This window comes from Anabaena sp. PCC 7108, from assembly GCF_000332135.1.
In the GTDB taxonomy this organism is placed as follows: Bacteria; Cyanobacteriota; Cyanobacteriia; order Cyanobacteriales; family Nostocaceae; genus Anabaena.
Window position 1 is genome coordinate 5,094,312 of sequence record NZ_KB235896.1, and the last position, 18,346, is coordinate 5,112,657.

At 37.9% G+C, this 18,346-nt stretch carries 19 protein-coding genes; 3 read left to right on the forward strand and 16 right to left on the reverse strand.

The annotated features are described in order from the left end of the window. The first annotated feature begins 66 nt into the window (after positions 1-66). Both ANA7108_RS0123780 and ung read left to right on the forward strand, forming a co-directional pair. Positions 67-453 carry a phosphomannose isomerase type II C-terminal cupin domain gene (locus tag ANA7108_RS0123780; protein WP_016953338.1) on the forward strand — a complete coding sequence of 129 codons (387 nt, stop codon included), beginning with the start codon at positions 67-69 and terminating at the stop codon, positions 451-453. Then, entirely contained in the window at positions 453-1,133 is a 681-nt protein-coding gene (gene ung, locus ANA7108_RS0123785) for a uracil-DNA glycosylase (RefSeq protein WP_016953339.1), read from the forward strand. The genes ANA7108_RS0123780 and ung overlap by 1 nt, the downstream gene beginning before the upstream one ends. Before the next feature lie 147 nt (positions 1,134-1,280). Here ung and ANA7108_RS0123790 read toward each other — a convergent pair whose 3' ends face one another. The 9 genes from ANA7108_RS0123790 to dndC form a co-directional block, all read right to left on the reverse strand. Continuing rightward, on the reverse strand, positions 1,281-2,039 hold the full coding sequence (locus ANA7108_RS0123790; RefSeq protein ID WP_016953340.1) for a HEAT repeat domain-containing protein: 759 nt from the start codon (positions 2,037-2,039) through the stop codon (positions 1,281-1,283). A gap of 107 nt (positions 2,040-2,146) precedes the next feature. Next, complete coding sequence (locus tag ANA7108_RS0123795; protein WP_237741543.1) at positions 2,147-2,680, reverse strand: N-acetyltransferase; 534 nt, start codon at positions 2,678-2,680, stop codon at positions 2,147-2,149. Positions 2,681-2,803: 123 nt separating this feature from the next. Next, a complete protein-coding gene (locus ANA7108_RS30620; protein WP_016953342.1) occupies positions 2,804-2,947 on the reverse strand; it encodes a hypothetical protein in 144 nt (47 codons plus the stop codon). A gap of 77 nt (positions 2,948-3,024) precedes the next feature. Then, positions 3,025-3,426, reverse strand: a complete 402-nt coding sequence (locus ANA7108_RS0123805) for a hypothetical protein (protein ID WP_016953343.1) — start codon at positions 3,424-3,426, stop codon at positions 3,025-3,027. Next, on the reverse strand, positions 3,411-4,700 hold the full coding sequence (locus ANA7108_RS0123810) for an AmpG family muropeptide MFS transporter (protein WP_016953344.1): 1,290 nt from the start codon (positions 4,698-4,700) through the stop codon (positions 3,411-3,413). The genes ANA7108_RS0123805 and ANA7108_RS0123810 overlap by 16 nt, the downstream gene beginning before the upstream one ends. Before the next feature lie 94 nt (positions 4,701-4,794). Continuing rightward, positions 4,795-5,190, reverse strand: coding sequence for a DNA sulfur modification protein DndE (gene dndE / locus ANA7108_RS0123815; protein ID WP_016953345.1), 396 nt, complete (start codon positions 5,188-5,190; stop codon positions 4,795-4,797). A gap of 85 nt (positions 5,191-5,275) precedes the next feature. Further along, the gene (locus tag ANA7108_RS0123820) at positions 5,276-5,554 is read right to left on the reverse strand and encodes a hypothetical protein (protein WP_016953346.1); all 279 of its coding nucleotides are present in this window, start codon (positions 5,552-5,554) and stop codon (positions 5,276-5,278) included. Positions 5,555-5,584: 30 nt separating this feature from the next. Further along, on the reverse strand, positions 5,585-7,573 hold the full coding sequence (dndD, locus tag ANA7108_RS0123825; RefSeq protein ID WP_016953347.1) for a DNA sulfur modification protein DndD: 1,989 nt from the start codon (positions 7,571-7,573) through the stop codon (positions 5,585-5,587). Between the two features lie 223 nt (positions 7,574-7,796). Beyond that, complete coding sequence (dndC, locus tag ANA7108_RS0123830) at positions 7,797-9,413, reverse strand: DNA phosphorothioation system sulfurtransferase DndC (protein WP_016953348.1); 1,617 nt, start codon at positions 9,411-9,413, stop codon at positions 7,797-7,799. 175 nt (positions 9,414-9,588) lie between these two features. Here dndC and ANA7108_RS0123835 point away from each other — a divergent pair, with 175 nt between their 5' ends. After that, positions 9,589-11,187 carry a DGQHR domain-containing protein gene (locus ANA7108_RS0123835; RefSeq protein WP_016953349.1) on the forward strand — a complete coding sequence of 533 codons (1,599 nt, stop codon included), beginning with the start codon at positions 9,589-9,591 and terminating at the stop codon, positions 11,185-11,187. A 7-nt stretch (positions 11,188-11,194) separates the two neighbouring features. Here the strand turns inward: ANA7108_RS0123835 and ANA7108_RS0123840 are convergent, their stop codons facing one another. The 7 genes from ANA7108_RS0123840 to ANA7108_RS0123870 form a co-directional block, all read right to left on the reverse strand. After that, a complete protein-coding gene (locus tag ANA7108_RS0123840) occupies positions 11,195-12,133 on the reverse strand; it encodes an HNH endonuclease (protein ID WP_016953350.1) in 939 nt (312 codons plus the stop codon). 34 nt (positions 12,134-12,167) lie between these two features. Beyond that, entirely contained in the window at positions 12,168-12,641 is a 474-nt protein-coding gene (locus tag ANA7108_RS0123845) for a DNA phosphorothioation-associated protein 4 (protein WP_016953351.1), read from the reverse strand. A gap of 119 nt (positions 12,642-12,760) precedes the next feature. Beyond that, positions 12,761-14,659, reverse strand: coding sequence for a DUF3370 family protein (locus ANA7108_RS0123850; RefSeq protein ID WP_016953352.1), 1,899 nt, complete (start codon positions 14,657-14,659; stop codon positions 12,761-12,763). A 224-nt stretch (positions 14,660-14,883) separates the two neighbouring features. Then, complete coding sequence (locus ANA7108_RS0123855) at positions 14,884-15,525, reverse strand: Uma2 family endonuclease (RefSeq protein ID WP_016953353.1); 642 nt, start codon at positions 15,523-15,525, stop codon at positions 14,884-14,886. A 50-nt stretch (positions 15,526-15,575) separates the two neighbouring features. Beyond that, entirely contained in the window at positions 15,576-17,645 is a 2,070-nt protein-coding gene (locus tag ANA7108_RS0123860) for an AAA family ATPase (RefSeq protein ID WP_016953354.1), read from the reverse strand. Then, entirely contained in the window at positions 17,642-17,815 is a 174-nt protein-coding gene (locus tag ANA7108_RS30625) for a hypothetical protein (protein WP_016953355.1), read from the reverse strand. The genes ANA7108_RS0123860 and ANA7108_RS30625 overlap by 4 nt, the downstream gene beginning before the upstream one ends. An 81-nt stretch (positions 17,816-17,896) precedes the next feature. Continuing rightward, a complete protein-coding gene (locus ANA7108_RS0123870) occupies positions 17,897-18,346 on the reverse strand; it encodes a GxxExxY protein (protein WP_016953356.1) in 450 nt (149 codons plus the stop codon).

Here is an 18,346-nt window from a genome sequence, read left to right on the forward strand (position 1 = left end):
AGGTATTGATCTAAAAAATATAATAATCTTCAAAATCTAAAATTGTCTAAAATGGAGAAACTAGCTATGAACCAACATCAAAATCAGCTTGAATCCGACATAAATCCAATTTCTTCCCATTCAGGTGAACGCTACTGGGGTAATGTAGAAGTTATAGAAGAGGGCGAAAATTATAGAATTAGTCGGGTAGAAATTAAGGCTAGACACGGCATTAAACCACAAATTCATTATCATCGTCATGAACATTGGGTTGTCGTTTCTGGTGTAGCTAAGGTAACTTGTGATAATAAAGAAACATTGCTGAATTGCAACCAGTCAACCTATGTACCGGCAGCAACATTACATCAGGTAGAAAATCCTGGATCTATTCCTCTAGTAATTCTAGAAATTCAAAATGGTGAGTATTTGGGTGAAGATGATACAGAGCGTCCTTTTGAACTACCTTCAGTTTAATGCAAAATATCCAACTTCCTAGTTCTTGGCAATCTGTTCTATCTGAAGAATTGCATAAATCTTATTTTGGTAAACTCCAAAATTTTTTGACAGAAGATAGGCTATCTTATGATATTTATCCACCTGAAGAAGATGTTTTTTCTGCCTTTGATTTAACACCCTATGAACAAGTGAATGTCTTGTTGTTAGGGCAAGATCCCTATCATAATCAAAATCAGGCACATGGATTATGCTTTTCCGTCAAACCTGGTATCAAACCACCCCCATCTCTGGTGAATATTTTTAAAGAACTCAAAGCAGATTTAGGTTTTGATATCCCCAATCATGGTTATCTGGTGCAGTGGGCTAAACAGGGTATGCTGATGCTGAATGCGGTGCTGACTGTGAGGGCGCATACGCCAAATTCTCACAAAAATCAAGGTTGGGAAATATTTACAGATGCGGTGATTAGTAAAGTTAACCAGAAAAAAGATCCTGTTGTCTTTGTGCTTTGGGGTGGATATGCACACAAGAAATTGAAATTGATTGATACTAATAAACATAAAGTTATACAGTCAGCCCATCCTTCACCACTTTCTGCACGGAACGGATTTTTTGGTAGTAAGCCATTTTCAACTATTAATTCAACTTTGGCTGATTGGGGTAAACCGGAGATTGATTGGGAAGTTGGTGATTGGTAATTGGTGATTGGTGATTGGTGATTGGTGATTGGTGATTGGTGATTGGTGATTGGTGATTGGTGATTGGTGATTGGTGATTGGTGATTGGTGATTGGTAAAAATTTTCACCCTATTTCCTGTTCCCTGTTAAGAGTTCCCTCGTTTTAGTTAAAACCAGCCTTCTTGTTCGAGAGTTTCAATTAACTGCAAACCACGAGGATCACCCACACCCAAAAGTGATGCTTTTGCATCTTCTCGTACTCCTAAATCTTTGTCTTCGGCAAAGGCTTGAATTAAGGAATCAATGGCTGTGGCATAAACTACATTAGAAGGCAGTTCTTTGCACAGTTGACCAATTGTCCAGGCGCTGTTGCTTCGCACTGCGGCGGTGGGGTCTTGAACTAGGGCTTCAATGAGGGGGGGAATTGCACCTACAACCGCCTCATAACCCACTCCTGCCATCTGTGCTAGGGCGCTTGCTGCCCAAAGACGCACGGCGGAAATATCGGTTCTGAGCGCGTTGGCCAGGGGGATTAAGGAACGGCGATCGCGGCAATTTCCTAAAGCCCAAACTACACCTTTGCGGACATAGCCATTAAAATCACGGTTCAGTTGAGTAATTAATGGCTCCACTGCATCCTGGCTAGGATTACGTCCGATGGCATAGGAGGCACTGACTCGCACGAGAGGACAGCTATCAGTTAGTAAGTGAATTAAATGAGGAATTGCTCGTTGATCTTGAATATCGCAGAAAGCACGCGCAGCTAACATTCGTTGCTGGGACTGGGGATTTTCCAGAAGTTCCAGCATTAATTCAGGATCAGGTTTTACCACTTCTGATTCAGCAGTAAGTGGCTGTATGTGGTCTAGGGGGCTTTCTAGCTCCACCCCGACATCCAGTAGGCTTAGGTCGTCTTCGTCGTACATGATTGTTCAATTTCTCTCCCCGCTAGGGATCAACTGATAACCGTTGATTCACCCTTTATACCAGCCAGAAAAACCCTGATAGATATTAAGTTATATTATTTTACAGGCTAACGAAGAGATTTTACCATCCACAGGGATTGTGTTTGATAACCAAGTTGATGATAAAGCTGTAATGCTGGTGTGTTGGACTGGAATACTTGTAGTCCGATTTGGCGATAGCTCTGCTCGCCGAGGGCATCGCCCTTTTGTTTTACCCAATTTTCTACATAGTTCATTAAGGTTGAACCAATACCTCTACGGCGATGTTCTGGGGCTACATAGAGGAGAAAAATGTGAGCATGGCGATCGCCATGTAGTTGATCTATGGCGTTACCAACCCAGACGCAGGCTACGGGGGCAGAGTAAGCAGGAGGCAGAGGTGAAAATTGCTCTGACCCACTCCCCGATCCCTGCTCTCTTGCTTCTTCTACCCACCATACAGGGGTATTGGCGGAGAAATATTGTTCAACTGTGAGGGCTAGGTGGGAAAAATCTTGATTGGGGAACATCTCCTCGTAAGTCCGCTGCATAAACTTGACGAGGAGGGCGCGATCTACGGTGGAGCCTCGGCGAATGTTGTAGCCGGGTAGTAAGGAATTCAAAATTCAAAAAGTGGTAGAAAGGTGATGTGCTGGGAAGAAAATTACCTCTTCCCTAATTAAGAATTACCTACGGGATTGTTGGCATAGCTGTTAGCTAAACTCTCCCACAGGGAGCAAGAGGCATTAAAAATTGCGAATTACCATACCGATTGGTGCGGGTGCAGCCATATCGGAGGGTAAAAAGATGCGAGCGCTGACTGCCACTAAAGCAAAGGTAAATATCAGCACTGCGAGCAAAGGGGCGATGTATTGACGAAATATAGCCATATTTGGGTTTTAGTTAGCTAGGGATTTTCTGAAAAAAAATTATTTGAGTAAAACACTCGGTACTCGGTACTCGGCACTTACCGCTGATCACGGTCTAAATCATCTAGCACCCTTTCACAATACCAATTTTCTGGCATCCCAGGATAATTCTGCTTGGCTTGTTCAATTAATCTTTCAGCAGCGGCGACATCACCAGATAATCTAGCAATCAGTCTGTTTTTTAAATAGTTACCGGTGCTTTCTTCGTCTACTTGGTTGGGTATGCTGCCTTTAAATGGCTGTGATGGCTCTCGCCGCAACTGCCAAAATAAGACGTAATACAGTGTGCCAAAAATTAAAATCAGGCTGATTGTGCCTAGGAGTGTGAGGAGGTTAAACCCCAGAAATCCTAGAACTAACTGGGAGAGTACGTAGCCCAGTAATAAACCTGTGACTATGAGGACGAATGTACCGACAAGAATGACTACTTGGTTCCCCATATATCCTCTTCTTCTTCTAGTCCTGGTCTGGTTGCTGCCATTGGTTTGGGATTCCAGGGGGCAAACAATGGTAACAGGAGAAGTCCTGGTACAGCAGCAAAGATACTAATTACGAAAAATAATGGCCAACCTGTACTTTTTGCTAAGGAACCTGCTGGCGCAACTAGAATATCACGACTTACGGCCATAAAACTAGAAAGTAAAGCATACTGAGTGGCGGAATAACGCGGATTACACATATTCATCAAAAAGGCAACGAAGGCGGCTGTTCCTAACCCAGCACAAAAGTTTTCTATATTAATTGTCAGTACGAGAACCTGATAATTTTTCCCCACTTGTGCAAGTACAAGATAAGCTAAGTTGCTAACTGCTTGCAAAGCACCAAATACCCAAAGTGAACGATTCAGTCCAATTTTACTCAAAAATGCTCCACCTGCAAGTGTGCCGACTATTGTGGCTATGAGTCCCATTCCGCCTTGAATTGCTCCAATGTCGGTTTGTGTGAAGCCTGTTTGCAGTAAAAACGGCGTGGACATATTGTTGACAAAGGAATCGCCGAGTTTATAAAGGACGATAAATAACAGAGTGAGTATGGCTTGAACTACGCCTTGACGTTGAATAAATTCCCCAAATGGCAGGATCACAGCGTCGGTTAATGACGCTGGTGGATTTATTTCTTTTGGTTCTGGTGCAAATAGGGTGGCAATAATGCCTATTCCCATGCCTACTGACATTAATAAGTATACTGATGACCAGGAAATTCTATCGGCAAGGATTAGGGCTAATGATCCTGTGAGTAGTAGGGCGATGCGATAACCTAGGACGAATACTGCTGCACCTGCACCCATTTCTAGTGGTTCGAGAACGTCGGTGCGGTAAGCATCTGCGGCAATGTCTTGGGTGGCACTCAGGAAGGCGATCGCAACGGCGTTGATGGCTAACAGTTGTAGGGCTTGTTTGGGCTGTTGTAATGCCATGCAAGCGATCGCTATCAATAACCCAATTTGGATTATTATTAACCAACCCCGTCGTCTGCCTAAAAATGGCAACGTAAACCAGTCTAACAGAGGCGACCAGAGAAATTTTAAGGAGTATGGCACGCCTACAAGGCTAAATAAGCCGATGGCGGTTAAATCTACGTTTTCCACTGTCATCCAAGCTTGTAAGGTCTTGCTGGTTAAAAACAGGGGCAAACCAGATGAAAATCCTAGTAGTATCAAAGCCGCCATTTTCCGGCTACCGAACACTTGCAGTAGGGATTTGACTGGATTCATTAGTTTAAATTTCCTTCTCACTGAAGAGAGTTGCAGTTATCTTGCCATATTGGCTATGTGTTTTCCTGCCTACACGCCAATTGACATTGCAAAATCAGGATTGTACTTTGTTTGTGGCGATCGCAATTAAATCTTCAATTTTCTTGATATTCTGATCGCCGGCTAGATAGCCAATTCCCCGATGTAAATGTAGGCGAAATTGCGTAATTAGGGTTTCTCTATCTGTATCGAATCCGTCGTTGTAGCAGCGTTGTTTGAGGGCTAAAAGCAAAATATCAGATATTTCTCCACCGAAAACGCGCCATGTCATTTCGACGTTGCTATCTTGGGGGATGGGTACGGGTGAGGGTGGGGTTATTTCTGCAAGGGAACGACAAAATGCCCACCGACATAATATGTTCCATTGGTCGATTTTTGTACTGCGTTTAAGTTTGAGAAGTTGTTCTTTGGCTGTTTGGGAGAGTTTAATTCTTTCTATTGGTGATTCCATGTTTTTTTGATTAACGAACCGCAAAGACGCGAAGAGCGCGAAGGTAAGAAAAAATAAGGAAGATGTAGAAAAATTTGGTGCTATTTTACCAAGAGAGGATATTTTTATTTTCAAAAAGATTACAAACTACACGATTTATAAAACTGAGATAATCATCTATTTCTTCATAACTATCTAATTCTTTTTCTTCTTCTGGTGTAAGTTGAGAATCTTGTTGTTGTAAAAGTAATTTTTCAATCCGATTCTGAACATTACTAGAAGCACGAAATATAGGTGTTTCTTCTTGTAACTCGATGCTGATAGCACCTTCTAAGGGTAAGGTAGCAGGTAAATTATGTAAAGTTGGTAGTAAGGGAATAGTCATATTTAACTCTGTGAAATACTAAATGATATTTTACCAAAAATAACCGTGTTTTATTGTGGTTTCTCTTTTGCTGGAGTTGTATTGGAGGAGGTATTCGCGGGCTATTGCTTCGGTTTCTTTGAGGTTTTGATATTCTTTTTTCCCGATTTCGGTGTCGGTGGAAAGGAGGATGACTTGATGGCTGGCTGAGGGAAAGTATCTTTCTACTAGGTTGTTACGGTGGGAGGAGTCTAGTCTTCCTAGGGGGGTGTCTATGGCTACGGGTAAGCGTCTTCCTGATACTTTGGCTAGTCCCCATAAAAATGCGATCGCTAATAATTGTTTTTCACCCGCAGAAAGTCGGTGTTTGGGGACTGGTTTTCCGTTTAAATCATATAATGATAATCCGAAGGTTTTGCTATCAATAGCAATGCGGTGTACTAAGTCTGATTTATGTAATAAATATAGAAAACAGTTTTTTACTTCTTCTTCTAATTTGTTCAATTTTCTCAGGGTTAATCTTTCTCGAAATACCTTTAATGTTTGTTGAACTTTTAAGGCAGAATCAATAATGTGTTCACTATTTTGATATTTGAGATTTTCTACTGTATATTCATTTAGTTCTTGTCTCAATTTTTTAGTTTCTGTCTCTAATTCTATCAATTTTTGAGTCATTATTTCTGACTGAGATTTAATTCTATTAAATTGAGTTTGTGCTTCTTTTACTGCTTTTTGCAATTTTGTATATTCTTCGGGTGCAGCCGCAGTTTGTACTTGTCTTTCTAAGGTGAGTATTTCTTCTTCATAATTAGTTAATTCATCTAACTGTTTTTGGGCGGTATTTTGGGAAATTTGTAAACGATAAGTTATATTGTCAAGTAAACTTAAACTTTCTTCATCTCCATTTAACCAAGTATTTTCTGTTGATAAGTTATTGGTATATAAGTTATTGATATCTTCAGCTAAAAAAGATTGAATATTAGTAAGTTTATTATTTTCTAGATTTAATTGTTGTAGCCAATTTAGTAATCTTTCATCTCTGGCTATTAAGACATCTTTCGCTAATTGGATTTGTTGAGTTTTCAGTTCTTTTTCTCCCTGTCTTTGGACTTGCGATAATAAAGGACTAATTAAAGCCAACGGTAAAACATCAGCGGCTAGTTCACATAAAGATTCACGGACTTTATTAGCAACTTTGATTTTATCTTCTTTTTCTCTTTCTAATTGGCTACGTTCAGCAGCAATTTTACCACCTTCATTAACAAATCTATCTAAAGCTTCTTCATGAATTTTTTCTAATTCTGTAACTTCAATATTGAGATTTGCTAGTTTTATCTGATTATTTTCGTATTCTTCCTGTTTTTCATGGAGTCGGGTTTCAATTTCTTCTAATTTTGCTAAATCTTTTGTATCTGCAAATTCTCGTTTTTTGCGATTTACTAAAATTTCTAAATCAATTGCTAATTTATCGGCTAATTCTAAACCCAAAAGTCCGTTAATAGCATCAACAACTATGGGCGGCGGTATTTCCTGTTCTGCAAGTTCTTTAACTTGTTCACCGTCAAAGAGAAATAAATTGGAAATACCTAAAGGTAAAATATTTTCTATATATTCATCCCAGATATTTGCTAATGAATCAATTGGCCAAGTTTCATCATCACCTAAAATGCCTAAATGGTCTTTACCATCTTTAGGATTTTTTTCCCAAGTCCGAACAATACGATATTTTATTGGTCTATCTTCTTCAATATGTTCAAAAACTAATTCAATACGAGTTTTTTCTGTAGGGTTAGCTTTACTATTCACACATTGGGTGAGAAAATCACTATAACTCAAATTTCCCCTTGTTGAACATTGGGCGCGTTGTCCATATAATGCAAGGCGAATGGCATCCATTAAGGTGGTTTTTCCACCGCCATTCATTCCCCCGAAAAGGATAATTGGGCGAGCGTTATCTTCATCAATTTGGGGGTTGAGGTTGATGACTTGTTTACCAGCATAAGGACCGAAGTTTTGCAGGACTAATTCTAGGAATATCATGGTTTTTGGGTTATTTTATTTGTGTGTGTTTTTTAACGAACCACAGAGGCACAGAGGACACAGAGGAAGAGAGAAAGGAGATGTTTATCTAGTTTTATCTCGTTTTCTGGCTCTGACAGGGAATGCTTTCAAGAGGCTCTGCCTCTGTTATAATTAGTTGAGGTAGAATCTCAAGATTGGCATTCTTAGCTAGAGGATAGGAAGGGGGAATGATATTTGCCCGTTATTCCCCATTATTATCCTTTTGTGCATATTTGAAGTTAGCCCAAGTTTGTGGTTTACTCTCTTGTTTTTCGGGGGTATCTCCTAAACTTAATTGCTTGAATTTTTCCCGAATTGTGGCAACATCACCTTCTAATGCTGCTTGTCTTAAATCCCGTTTTAAATGGGCATTTGCAATGGCTTTTTCTGGTGAACGGGAACTTGTATCAAAGCATTTTTCTAGGCTTTCGTAGATACCCACACGGCGAGTTTTTTTCTTGAATTGTCTTTCTGTATCTAATAGTCTGGCCATCAATTCTAAGTGCATTCCGTCACCGTCACAGATTTCTTCTAATACTCCCCATTCATCACTACCAAGTATGCTATGGTCAGCACCAGGACGAGGATCTTTAAATACTTCTCCTGTGACTTCTTCATATATGCGGGGAACACTATCATCAAATTCGTGTTTTTCTTCTAACCATATTCGGCGAATTTCACTCAATTCAGCTTGAGAAATTAGGGTAATATCGCGCATATTTTCGGGTGCATTTTCACGCATTTCAGTTTGCGCTGTCAATAATTTTCTTAACCAATATTCTCGCCAATATTTTGTATACGGACCATGTATAGGTTCAACAGATGTTTCCCCATTTAAATTACGTTCAAATAATTGAACTTCTCCCCAGATACGACGAAAATCTCTTTTTTCGCGGTCACGGTCAACATCTAATTCACTCCGAAAATCAACTAACGGTTGTAACCATTCTTTTTCTTCATCATTTTGAATCATTGCTTGCATAGATTTATCACTATTAACTAATGTGCAAACCCAGCAACCAAAGCGAGAACTACCACAGCTAGGAGTAGAAGTATCGACAACTAAAGGACATTCATTATCTGCTGTTGCACCTCTATACATAGAAAATAAATCTTTATTGCTATATCCCCAAGGGTTTTCCCATTGCATTAAATATAGCCAAACTTCATCAGTCTGCCAATCTTCAATAGGTGTGTAAAGTAGAGAATTTATTAAATTAGGATGAGGACAAAGGCGTTCTCTGACTCGACCTACTTCACGTTTTTCCATAATCAAACCACGAGTTATGCTTTCAGTTTTGCGAGTTCCTAAAATAACAATTGTTTCACCATTAGCTCTCACAACGTCACGAATAAAAAGATTGGAAGGTTCTATTTTTAGCCGTCCGGTACACCAACGGAATTTATTGCGCGGTGCTGGGTAGCCTTTACCAATTAAACCTGCCCAATATGTTTGTTTAGTTTCTGGTTGCAGCAAATGAGGTTGTATTGGCATTTTCTGCTCTTGAGCAGCTACTTCCATTTGTTTTAATGAGTTTTTTACCCAAGCTGAAACATAGGGATTTTCTACCCCTGTATCTGTCGTAATTACATGAATTGGCTTAGTTCTTTTTTCCGGTGGAAGTCCAGAAATTGCATTCCAAATAAGCTGTAAAGTAGCAGTGCTGTCTTTTCCACCCGAATAGCCTACTACCCAAGGTATCTGGTCTAAACAATACAATTCTTGAATTTCTGTCGTCAAAGCTTGGATATACTCCACTAACTCTGCTACAGTACGATTCGGCTGATTTTTATTTTCTGGCTGTTGTGCTGTAGTCATTTTTCACCACCTACGTATATATGGACTTAGACTCAATACTTCCCTGCGAGGGAAATCATCTGGTATATAAATAAACCTAGCTATGAGTGCAAAATATTTTTAAAAATTGCATCCCTAGTATCCATTTTTTTTGACAATAAAGCAAGAGTTAGTTACTAAGTTTTCAAAAACAAATATGAATGATAGTACAAACACACTAAATGATCAACTCGCTAACGAGTATTTAGAACGGGAAAATAAGGATAAACAGGTATTAGCTTTACTGCTAGAAAGGTTTTTAGAGAAGAAAGACCAAATTCTTGTCCAAAAGACAGAAATGGGTGGGACTGAGGCTTATGTAGGTTCTGTAACATTAGAATGGTTCGCGGGACGGGTACATTTTGCGTCTGGTTTACCCCTGCTGCAAAAAAAGTACAACCCAGAGACAGAGAATATTGAAATTGACGCTGATAGTATTGATGAAATTCAACAACGTCCTGTTGATTGGTCGCGTCAAGCACCGTTAGTACAGTATTTAGCAGCGAGAAAAAACCATAAATTTCCGGCTGTGTTGGTGGTAATTAATCAACCTTGGGTAGATAACCCCAAAGCAGCGGAGTGGGATAGTCAAGGAAGGGCTAAAAAAGCAACTACTGATTTTATACCTTTAGATAAAGATGGTAAAGTTGGTTTACTGAATATTTCTGAAGAAAATGTGACAATTTATGCTTTAGATGGTCAGCATAGATTAATGGGTGTCCAAGGTTTAATGGAGTTAATTAAATCTGGTAAACTCCAACGTTATAAAAAAGATAAAACTGCTGATGAAAGTTTTATTACTTTGTCAGATTTGATTGAGAAATATCAAGTAGAACCTGCTTATTTACAAAATTTACGTCAAGAAAAGATTGGGATTGAATTTATTTGTGCGGTGAATACTGGGGAAACTCATACAGAAGCAAAACGACGAGTAAGATCAATTTTTGTTCATGTGAATTTGATGGCTGCACCTTTAACGAAAGGTCAGTTAGCACAATTAAATGAAGATGATGGTTTTGCTATTGTAGCGCGAAAAATTGCGGTGACACATCCACTTTTAGAACAAAAACCAAATCGAAATCCGCGTGTTAATTGGAATAGTGCCACAGTAGCCGCTAATTCTACGGTTTTAACGACGCTGCAAGCTTTACAAGATATGTCTGAAAGGTATTTGGGGCAAAAGTTCCCCCACTGGAAACCTTTGGAAAAAGGGTTAATTCCCATGCGTCCAGAAAATGAAGAAATTCAGGAAGGAATTGCAGATTTTAGACTACTTTTTGATAATTTAGCTAATCTTCCCAGTTATAAAATATTGGAACACGAAGAGACAACTGTTTTGCGTCGCTTCTATTTTGAAAAAGATGGTGGTGAGGGAAATATGTTATTTCGTCCAGTTTCTCAAGTTGCTTTAGCGCAAGCTTTGGGAACTTTGGTATTTAAAAAAGGTTTTGCTTTGACGGATGTTTTTAAGAAGTTGGAGAAATTTGACCGTCAAGGGGGTTTTAGTGGTATGGAATATCCTCAATCTTTATGGTATGGGGTTCTCTATGACCCAAATAAAAAGCGGGTACAGGTAGCAGGAAAAGATTTAGCTGTGAAGTTATTAATTTACATTTTGGGGGGAATGACTGAAAAAATGGAAGTTACTGCTTTACGTAAAGCCTTAGCTAATGCTAGGACTATTGAAGAACAAACCATAAGTTTTGATGGAAAGTTTGTGAAACCGCAAGATGTAGGACTTCCAGTTATTATATAATGGCTAATTATGGCTGAAATATATGATGACGATGCCATTGTAAAGCTTCAATATCTGGAAAATATTTCTCTACTTTAGGTAATATGAGTATTTCCCCATGAAATTCTGTTATTGTTCTAGCATGGGGAGATACTTCTTCTAATTCTTTACTAACGATAATTTTGTATTTATCATCAACAGCAAACCAACCTTTATCAAAAGCCCAATGATGATTTTTACAAAGTGCTATTCCGTTATGTATTCTACTGTCATAAAATGCAGAAAATGGCTTTATATGTGCGCCGTCAACAATATTTTGATTACCAGTTTTAGTAACTTTCAGTCCACAAAAAGCGCATTGACAATCATATACAGAAACAATAGCTTTTCTAAAAAAGGCATTTCTAATTAGTGTTTTTTTTAAACTCCATTTAGGGTTGTTAGGTAAATTTTCAGTATCATCTAGTTTTTCTATTTCTGGATAATCTTGAAAAGTCTGATTAATTTGTAGAAATTCCTCAATTTGATCTTCATTATCCGAGAAAAAAGCAGCTACAAGTACATCAATTAATTCTTTTCGAGAAGATTCATCTTGTAAATAGTTAAATAATTCCCTGTCTAAATATGCGTATTCAACAGCCAGTTTTAATTTGTTAGTTGTTTTTGGTTGTAAATTATTAAAACCTGCTTTTATTTGTACGTGCCAAAATCCCTCATTTTGTAGATGAAAAAATGGATAGTGTAATCCCCCTTGATAAGATTGTGAGCCAATTACATCCCAATATTTATTAAAAGCTTCAATTAATTCATCTGAAACAAAAATTTGATTATTGGTAATAACTCCTCTCATAATTAAATCAATTACGGTTAAAAGTAATATCGGTTTATATTGAGCATTGCCACGTTTTCGGCTATTACTTACTTTCAAATTAGAGAATTTTTCACAATAAAAACGGAGATTATTCATGTTTCACTACTTTGTAAAAATGTAAGCAAATGGATCATTTTAAAAATCTACTTAAATTAAATTCTTCTTCTATGTTATTTTCTTGATAATCTCTTGCCGTAATTAAAATTACTAGAAGTTGTGCTGCATAATCAACAACTCCGCGCAATTCACTTTGTAATATTTCTAATCCACCATTAGCATACTCTTCAAATATTTGAGTCCGTTTATCCTCATATTCATCTTCCCTAGACGCAAGTATTTGGATATCACTTGTCTCAACAATTCCTAATAATTTTATAATTTTGTCATATCCAAGTGAAGCAAAATTGTCTTGTGGAATTGGAGAAGGATCTCTTTTTGTGGTATCTCCTAGAGGAACACTTTTTTTATACTTTACTCCTAATGCTGCTGCAAATATCATCACCTCCACATAAGTCTGGAAAGGTCCCGGTGTTTCTTTAGAAGCTAGTAACGATTTCACCAACTCAGCCTTATCTTGAGCAATTTTGATTCTATTTGCAGCCATAATATAAATATCTACACCCTTAATATATCAAAACAAACCTCATTTACTAATACTACACTCTTACATTCTTCTTTGCGCCTTTGCTCCTTAGCGTCTCTGCGCGAAACAAAATTATAAAATTACCCCTCAGTTTTCACAGTCAAAACTTGCGGAGGAGTAGAATCAGGAGGATACAAAAAATCTACCTGAACTTGTCTTTTTTCACCCGGTGCTAACTTCAACTTTACCAAAGCTTCCCCAGGTTGTCCCCGTCGCTGTACCAAATGCACATAGCGCGTTTTTTCCCCACCATTATCATCCGTATAACGCACCCGCACAGTACCCCGGAAAAATATTTGTTCCACTTGTGGCTTCAAAAACAACAATCTATCAGTACCACCTTCATCCTTAACAGGCGTTTGAATTGATACAGCTACAGTTCGGGCTTGACTACTAGAATTATATAGAGGTAAAGTCAGATTATATTCTACACCGTAGTTACTATGGGCAAAATACGCCGTATCAGGATAGCGTTTGAGCATTGACGCACTCTGTATTTGTCCTGTGCTGAGTGTAATTAAATGAACCGTTCCCAAAGGATAAGAAACCGCCTTTCCTGGCTGGGGTAAAGTTAAATTAGGGACATTTGGATTATCTGTAATATTTGCTTCCCATTTTGTCCCTTGAGAAACACCCGCAACGCGACTAAATACCGTTGGTTCTCTGGGAGGGTCTAAAGGCGTGGGAATGGGGTCACGCTTTCCTGCTAAACTGCCTGTATCTAATAGCTGTAGCCATTCTACAATAGTTGGAGGGCGATCGCTCCTCTTTGCTAAATTTGCCATAAAAATCGGTTTATTGCTACTCAACCGCATCATCACCGTGCGACCATTAGAAGAAGGTGCTTGCACAGAAATAGGTAAACTAGCTAAAATTTGACTTTCACCCGGCTTTATCACCAGTTTGACAGGAAATATCTCTTGCTTAACCCCTCGCAGCACATCACTCATAGTCCGACTACCAGGGCCAGCATAAACCGTACCTTGGGGATTATCTACTATATCTGGTAAATTAATAAAAGGCGCTTCCCGTGAAAGATAACTAGCAGCTTGTAAAACTTCAAGATTCACTGCTTCATTACCTGGATTATGAACAATAATTCCCTGATAGATAGTCCGGTTTTGGGTTATAGTTTCCGCTCTAACAATGTGATGAGAAAACACATCAAATCTACCTTGAAAGGGATAATTTAAATGTGCTTCTTTGATTTTTTTCCCTTCTGGAGAAAAAGTAGAAAGTAAAATTCCATCAGTATCTACAAGTTCAGGACTATTACTATTAAAAGTAGGAAGAGAATCTAATTTTCCTGGTAAAGCGCGTACCTCTTGCGGTTGTACTTCCACACCAGCAATATATTGAGGAGGGACAGCGTAAATATTTAAAGCTCGACACATTAAAGTCGCAACTTCACCTCTAGTAGCTATTGCTTGAGGCTTTAACTTTTTAACATCAGGATAATTAACAACAATACTATTAATAGTTCCCGCAGCTATAGAACTTTGAGCATAATTAGGAATTAAATTAGCATCTTCAAAATAACGTTGTAATATCTGATTTGAATTAGATACAGAACTATAATTTTTTCCCCCAGCGACAACACCAATAATTTGCGCTCTAGGAATTGCTTGATTAGGTTGAAAAATATTTCCTGGATAACCAGAGAAAAACCCTTTTTGATAAGCAGTATTAATTGCTTTATATCCCCAATAATTAGGAGATACATCGTTAAATATAACCGAATCCCTTTTTATTGGTGCATTAGGAAAAGCATTTAACATTAAAACCGCAGCTTCTGCGCGGGTAACAATTGCATTAGGACGAAAACTACCATCAGGATAACCAGTAAGTAACTTCCTTTCTCCTAATTGTTGAATACAATCTTTCCCCCAATAGTTTTGAGTATCAGAAAAAGCCAAAACACGAGCAGGTAAAAAGCTTAAAGCCAAAGTAATTATAAATAAATAATTTCTAACTAACATTCTTTGCACCCTATAATTGATAATTAACCGCTGATATAGGAATAATATTTGATTTATGAAAAGATACGTAGGGTGCGTCAGACTCCATAAATTCTATTAATAAACAGATTTGTAATATCTGACGCACCCTACAATACCTAATTTTTTTCAAAAATCAAATATGACTTCTATAAACATAAATAATATTATCACATTTGCCTCTCTGCGACTCTGGGTGATACATATCAACTAAAAATTCCCAACAACCAACGATTAACTTCACCATCATCTTGAGTTAGACTACGTTGAATAGCTTCTTTAACAGTAGCTATTTGTAAACCCGGTAAAACCTTCGACTCCTCAATTCTTCTACTTCCTCCGTCAATAATTTCAAAAGCAATAATATCATGATTATTAGCATCCATCACCCAATATTCCTTTACCCCCAATCGTTCATAAAGTAACCGCTTAAACCCTAAATCATCATTTACAGAAGAACCAGCAATTTCTACTACTAAAGTCGGTGCTGCTAACTCATTAATATTGACAGGAGAATTATTTAAAGGTGGAAATATTATCTTATCCCCAATATAAAAAGCTAAATCAGGTTGACATTCTCCTTCACCTATTTTTCTAAAGCTGGTATTAGTAGCTTCAATAATTTTGATATTTTTGAGAGTAGCAAATAAACTCACCACCTTAGAAACAATAGAATTATAACGGCCATGACGAAAACCAACTGGTAACATTTCAATCCTCATGTAATTTTGATAAAAATAAAATCTTCCTTGCTGATAATCAGAATGTTCAGCAACTTCCATAAACTCATCCCAACTAACACTTACCCACGTATCTGTCACCAAATTTTGCAAATTTACAGTTAACATATAACTCCATTTCCTCTGTGTTCTCTGTGTCTCTGCGGTTCGTTACTCTTCTACCGTTCAACCTCAACAATTTCAGTATATTCAAAACCATTCAAACTCTGTCGAACCAAAGCATATCTTTCCCTACCCAACTCAATAAAATCCTGTTCACAATTAGGTTTAGAAGAATAATAAACCAACACATATTCCTTCCCAATTTTATCAGCAATTTCCTCCTCAACCTCCACCCTCCATTGAGTCTTAGTTACTAAAACGATTAACTGATTTGCTAACTTAGGAATAGTTCTCGCAATGTGACGACGAGAATTAGCATCTAAACTTCCAAAAGGAGAATCCATGACAATGGGAAAAGTGCTACTATCAGGAACCATCATCATTTTCCGTTTCTCACTCCAGTCGCGCACCTTATCAATAATACTAGCGATAAAAGATAAACTGAGAATTTGATTTTCTCCTGTAGAAGCTGCGACTGGTGCTTCAATTCCCGTCGTATTTTCCACCAAACTCAACTCATACTTTTCGCTAATTTTAGGAACATATGGAGTAAAAGACATATCTGAGAAAATTTCCTGTACCCGCTGTTCCAATTGCAGACGAAACTGATTTTCTTGACGATTTTTAACTTCCGATAAACGTTCAATTGCATCTTGAGTAGCATTAATGCGACGCTGTGCTAAAGATTGTTTTTCTTCATTTTGCTTTTGCTTAGATATTTGTTTAAATAAAGCATCAATATCAGTTTTGAGGTGAGAGAGTTCCTGTTGATTTGCACCTTGTTCTCGATTTAATTCATCAATTTTCGCTTCAATTTCATCAAGACGTTTTTGTAAACTGCTAATTTCCTCATTCGGATCTTTTCGCAGTTGTTCTTGAATACCCGCTAATTCCAGTTCAACTTGATTAAGATTTTCCCGTAACTGTTGAATTCGTGCTTGTTCCCTATCCGCTTCTTCCCAAAATGAAATTGCTTGTTTGTCAATTTCATCAACTTGTGCGCTCATTCTAATTGCGGTTTCTTCCACTGTCGAAGAACCTGCTTTTCTCATTATATTTTTAACATGAAAATGAGTATGAGTACCTTCCCTTAAATCTGCACCACAAATACAACGTCCTGATTGTAATAACTCATCTAAAAATTCCCGCGAAATTCCCACTGTCAATTCACCACGTTGTTTTAAATCTGTAAATATTTCCCGAAATTTAGCTGTAGTTTCCGATAATAGAACTGTATAACCTCGTGCGGAAATAACTTTTTTTAAATTTTCCCGTGTTTTCTTCAATTCTTCCCGTAAGCTATCCCTTTGTGATTCTAAGTTTTGCTTTCTTTCCTGTAATTCCTTAACAGCACTCAATTCTCGTAACTTATTACTAACTTCCTTTTTAAAAGTTTGTTGATATTCCAACTCTTGATTTATTTCTGTTTGACGTTTATTGATATTGTCAATTTCCAGTTCTTGTTTTTCCTGCTGAGTTAATAACTGTTTAGTTTCCGCGTCACCAATATTTTTCAAATCAGTTTCTAAACTCTTTTTAGCATCTTTCAGATGTTTGATAGAAAGTTCAATTACTTCCACACCTAAAAAAGTCCTAATTGCTTCTGCAATTTCTGCTTTGTTATCAGAACGCACAATTTCTTCAATGCGTTCACCGTCAAAGAAAAAATATTGATGTAAACTTGCTGGTAAAATTTGAGTAATGATTTCCTCAGCTTGCTGAAGGGGAAAATACCATTTTCCGTCATCTCCAGCAACTTGAATTTTTAACTGAGTTTTACCAGCTTCAATAAAATCACTTTCATTTTTATAAACCCGACAACCACGAGTAGCACGATAACGATTACTTTCATGTTCCCAACCAACTTCTACCCAACATTCTACAGGTTGACTAGGTTGAGATTCTGCAATTGCGCGTTTATTTACTAACTGTTCTGTTGACGCAAACGCAGCACTAAATTTTTCATATAATACCCAGGTAAACGCATTCAAAATACTGGTTTTACCTGCGCCATTACTACCATAAATCATCGTAGTATTGCGAACATCTCCACCAGCTAAAGTTATTTCTGGGGTTTTTCCATAAAAGGAACGAAAATTACATAATTTAATTGAAGTTAGCTTCATTGCACCGCTTCCTTCACTATTGTGAGAATATCATCATTAATATGACCTTTGCTCTTTCTATCTAATCTACTTTTCTCTAATTTACATACCTTATCAATAATTTGCTTGACTTCTGGTGGTGCGGTGGTAATTGGTTCTTGTACATCTTCAATATTTGAATGTTCTGGCATTTTTTTGTTTGTGTTTAGAGGTGTAAGAGTAAATAAACCGCAAAGGCGCGAAGGGCGCGAAGGAAGAACGAAGAAGAGAATTTAAGAAGAGAGGATGACTCGTTTTATTCCTTCTTTGAGGATGGGGACGTTAAAGTTTATGAGGAGTCCGAGACGGTTATTTGTCATTTTTAGATATGAAATAACTTGAGCTTCGTGAATGGGAGCTAATTTTTCTACAGCTTTCAATTCAACAACTAAAATATCACCAACCAAAAAATCTAATTCACCCTCACCAATAAGATTACCTTTATAATTTATTGCTACTAAATATTTAGGTTTACAAGGTATCCCCCGCAAACGCAATTCACAACATAAAGCTTCCTGATAAACCCTTTCCAAAAACCCCGCTCCCAACACCCGATGGACCTCAATAGCCGCACCAATCACCGCATAAGCCAATCTCTCCACCTCATCACCCAACTCCCTCATTCTTCCCTCTTCCTTCTTCATTCCCTCTTCCTTCGCGCTCTTCGCGCCTTCGCGGTTCAT

Bases quoted from the DNA above. Each gene is read 5' to 3' on its own strand.
- ANA7108_RS30620 (WP_016953342.1), bottom strand. From the start codon at position 2,947: ATGGCTATATTTCGTCAATACATCGCCCCTTTGCTCGCAGTGCTGATA.
- ANA7108_RS0123805 (WP_016953343.1), bottom strand. From the start codon at position 3,426: ATGGGGAACCAAGTAGTCATTCTTGTCGGTACATTCGTCCTCATAGTC.
- ANA7108_RS0123780 (WP_016953338.1), top strand. From the start codon at position 67: ATGAACCAACATCAAAATCAGCTTGAATCCGACATAAATCCAATTTCT.
- ANA7108_RS0123790 (WP_016953340.1), bottom strand. From the start codon at position 2,039: ATGTACGACGAAGACGACCTAAGCCTACTGGATGTCGGGGTGGAGCTA.
- ANA7108_RS0123850 (WP_016953352.1), bottom strand. From the start codon at position 14,659: ATGTTAGTTAGAAATTATTTATTTATAATTACTTTGGCTTTAAGCTTT.
- dndC (WP_016953348.1), bottom strand. From the start codon at position 9,413: ATGACTACAGCACAACAGCCAGAAAATAAAAATCAGCCGAATCGTACT.
- ANA7108_RS0123870 (WP_016953356.1), bottom strand. From the start codon at position 18,346: ATGAACCGCGAAGGCGCGAAGAGCGCGAAGGAAGAGGGAATGAAGAAG.
- ANA7108_RS0123860 (WP_016953354.1), bottom strand. From the start codon at position 17,645: ATGAAGCTAACTTCAATTAAATTATGTAATTTTCGTTCCTTTTATGGA.
- dndD (WP_016953347.1), bottom strand. From the start codon at position 7,573: ATGATATTCCTAGAATTAGTCCTGCAAAACTTCGGTCCTTATGCTGGT.
- ung (WP_016953339.1), top strand. From the start codon at position 453: ATGCAAAATATCCAACTTCCTAGTTCTTGGCAATCTGTTCTATCTGAA.
- ANA7108_RS0123810 (WP_016953344.1), bottom strand. From the start codon at position 4,700: ATGAATCCAGTCAAATCCCTACTGCAAGTGTTCGGTAGCCGGAAAATG.
- ANA7108_RS0123820 (WP_016953346.1), bottom strand. From the start codon at position 5,554: ATGACTATTCCCTTACTACCAACTTTACATAATTTACCTGCTACCTTA.
- ANA7108_RS0123835 (WP_016953349.1), top strand. From the start codon at position 9,589: ATGAATGATAGTACAAACACACTAAATGATCAACTCGCTAACGAGTAT.
- ANA7108_RS0123840 (WP_016953350.1), bottom strand. From the start codon at position 12,133: ATGAATAATCTCCGTTTTTATTGTGAAAAATTCTCTAATTTGAAAGTA.
- dndE (WP_016953345.1), bottom strand. From the start codon at position 5,190: ATGGAATCACCAATAGAAAGAATTAAACTCTCCCAAACAGCCAAAGAA.
- ANA7108_RS0123855 (WP_016953353.1), bottom strand. From the start codon at position 15,525: ATGTTAACTGTAAATTTGCAAAATTTGGTGACAGATACGTGGGTAAGT.
- ANA7108_RS30625 (WP_016953355.1), bottom strand. From the start codon at position 17,815: ATGCCAGAACATTCAAATATTGAAGATGTACAAGAACCAATTACCACC.
- ANA7108_RS0123845 (WP_016953351.1), bottom strand. From the start codon at position 12,641: ATGGCTGCAAATAGAATCAAAATTGCTCAAGATAAGGCTGAGTTGGTG.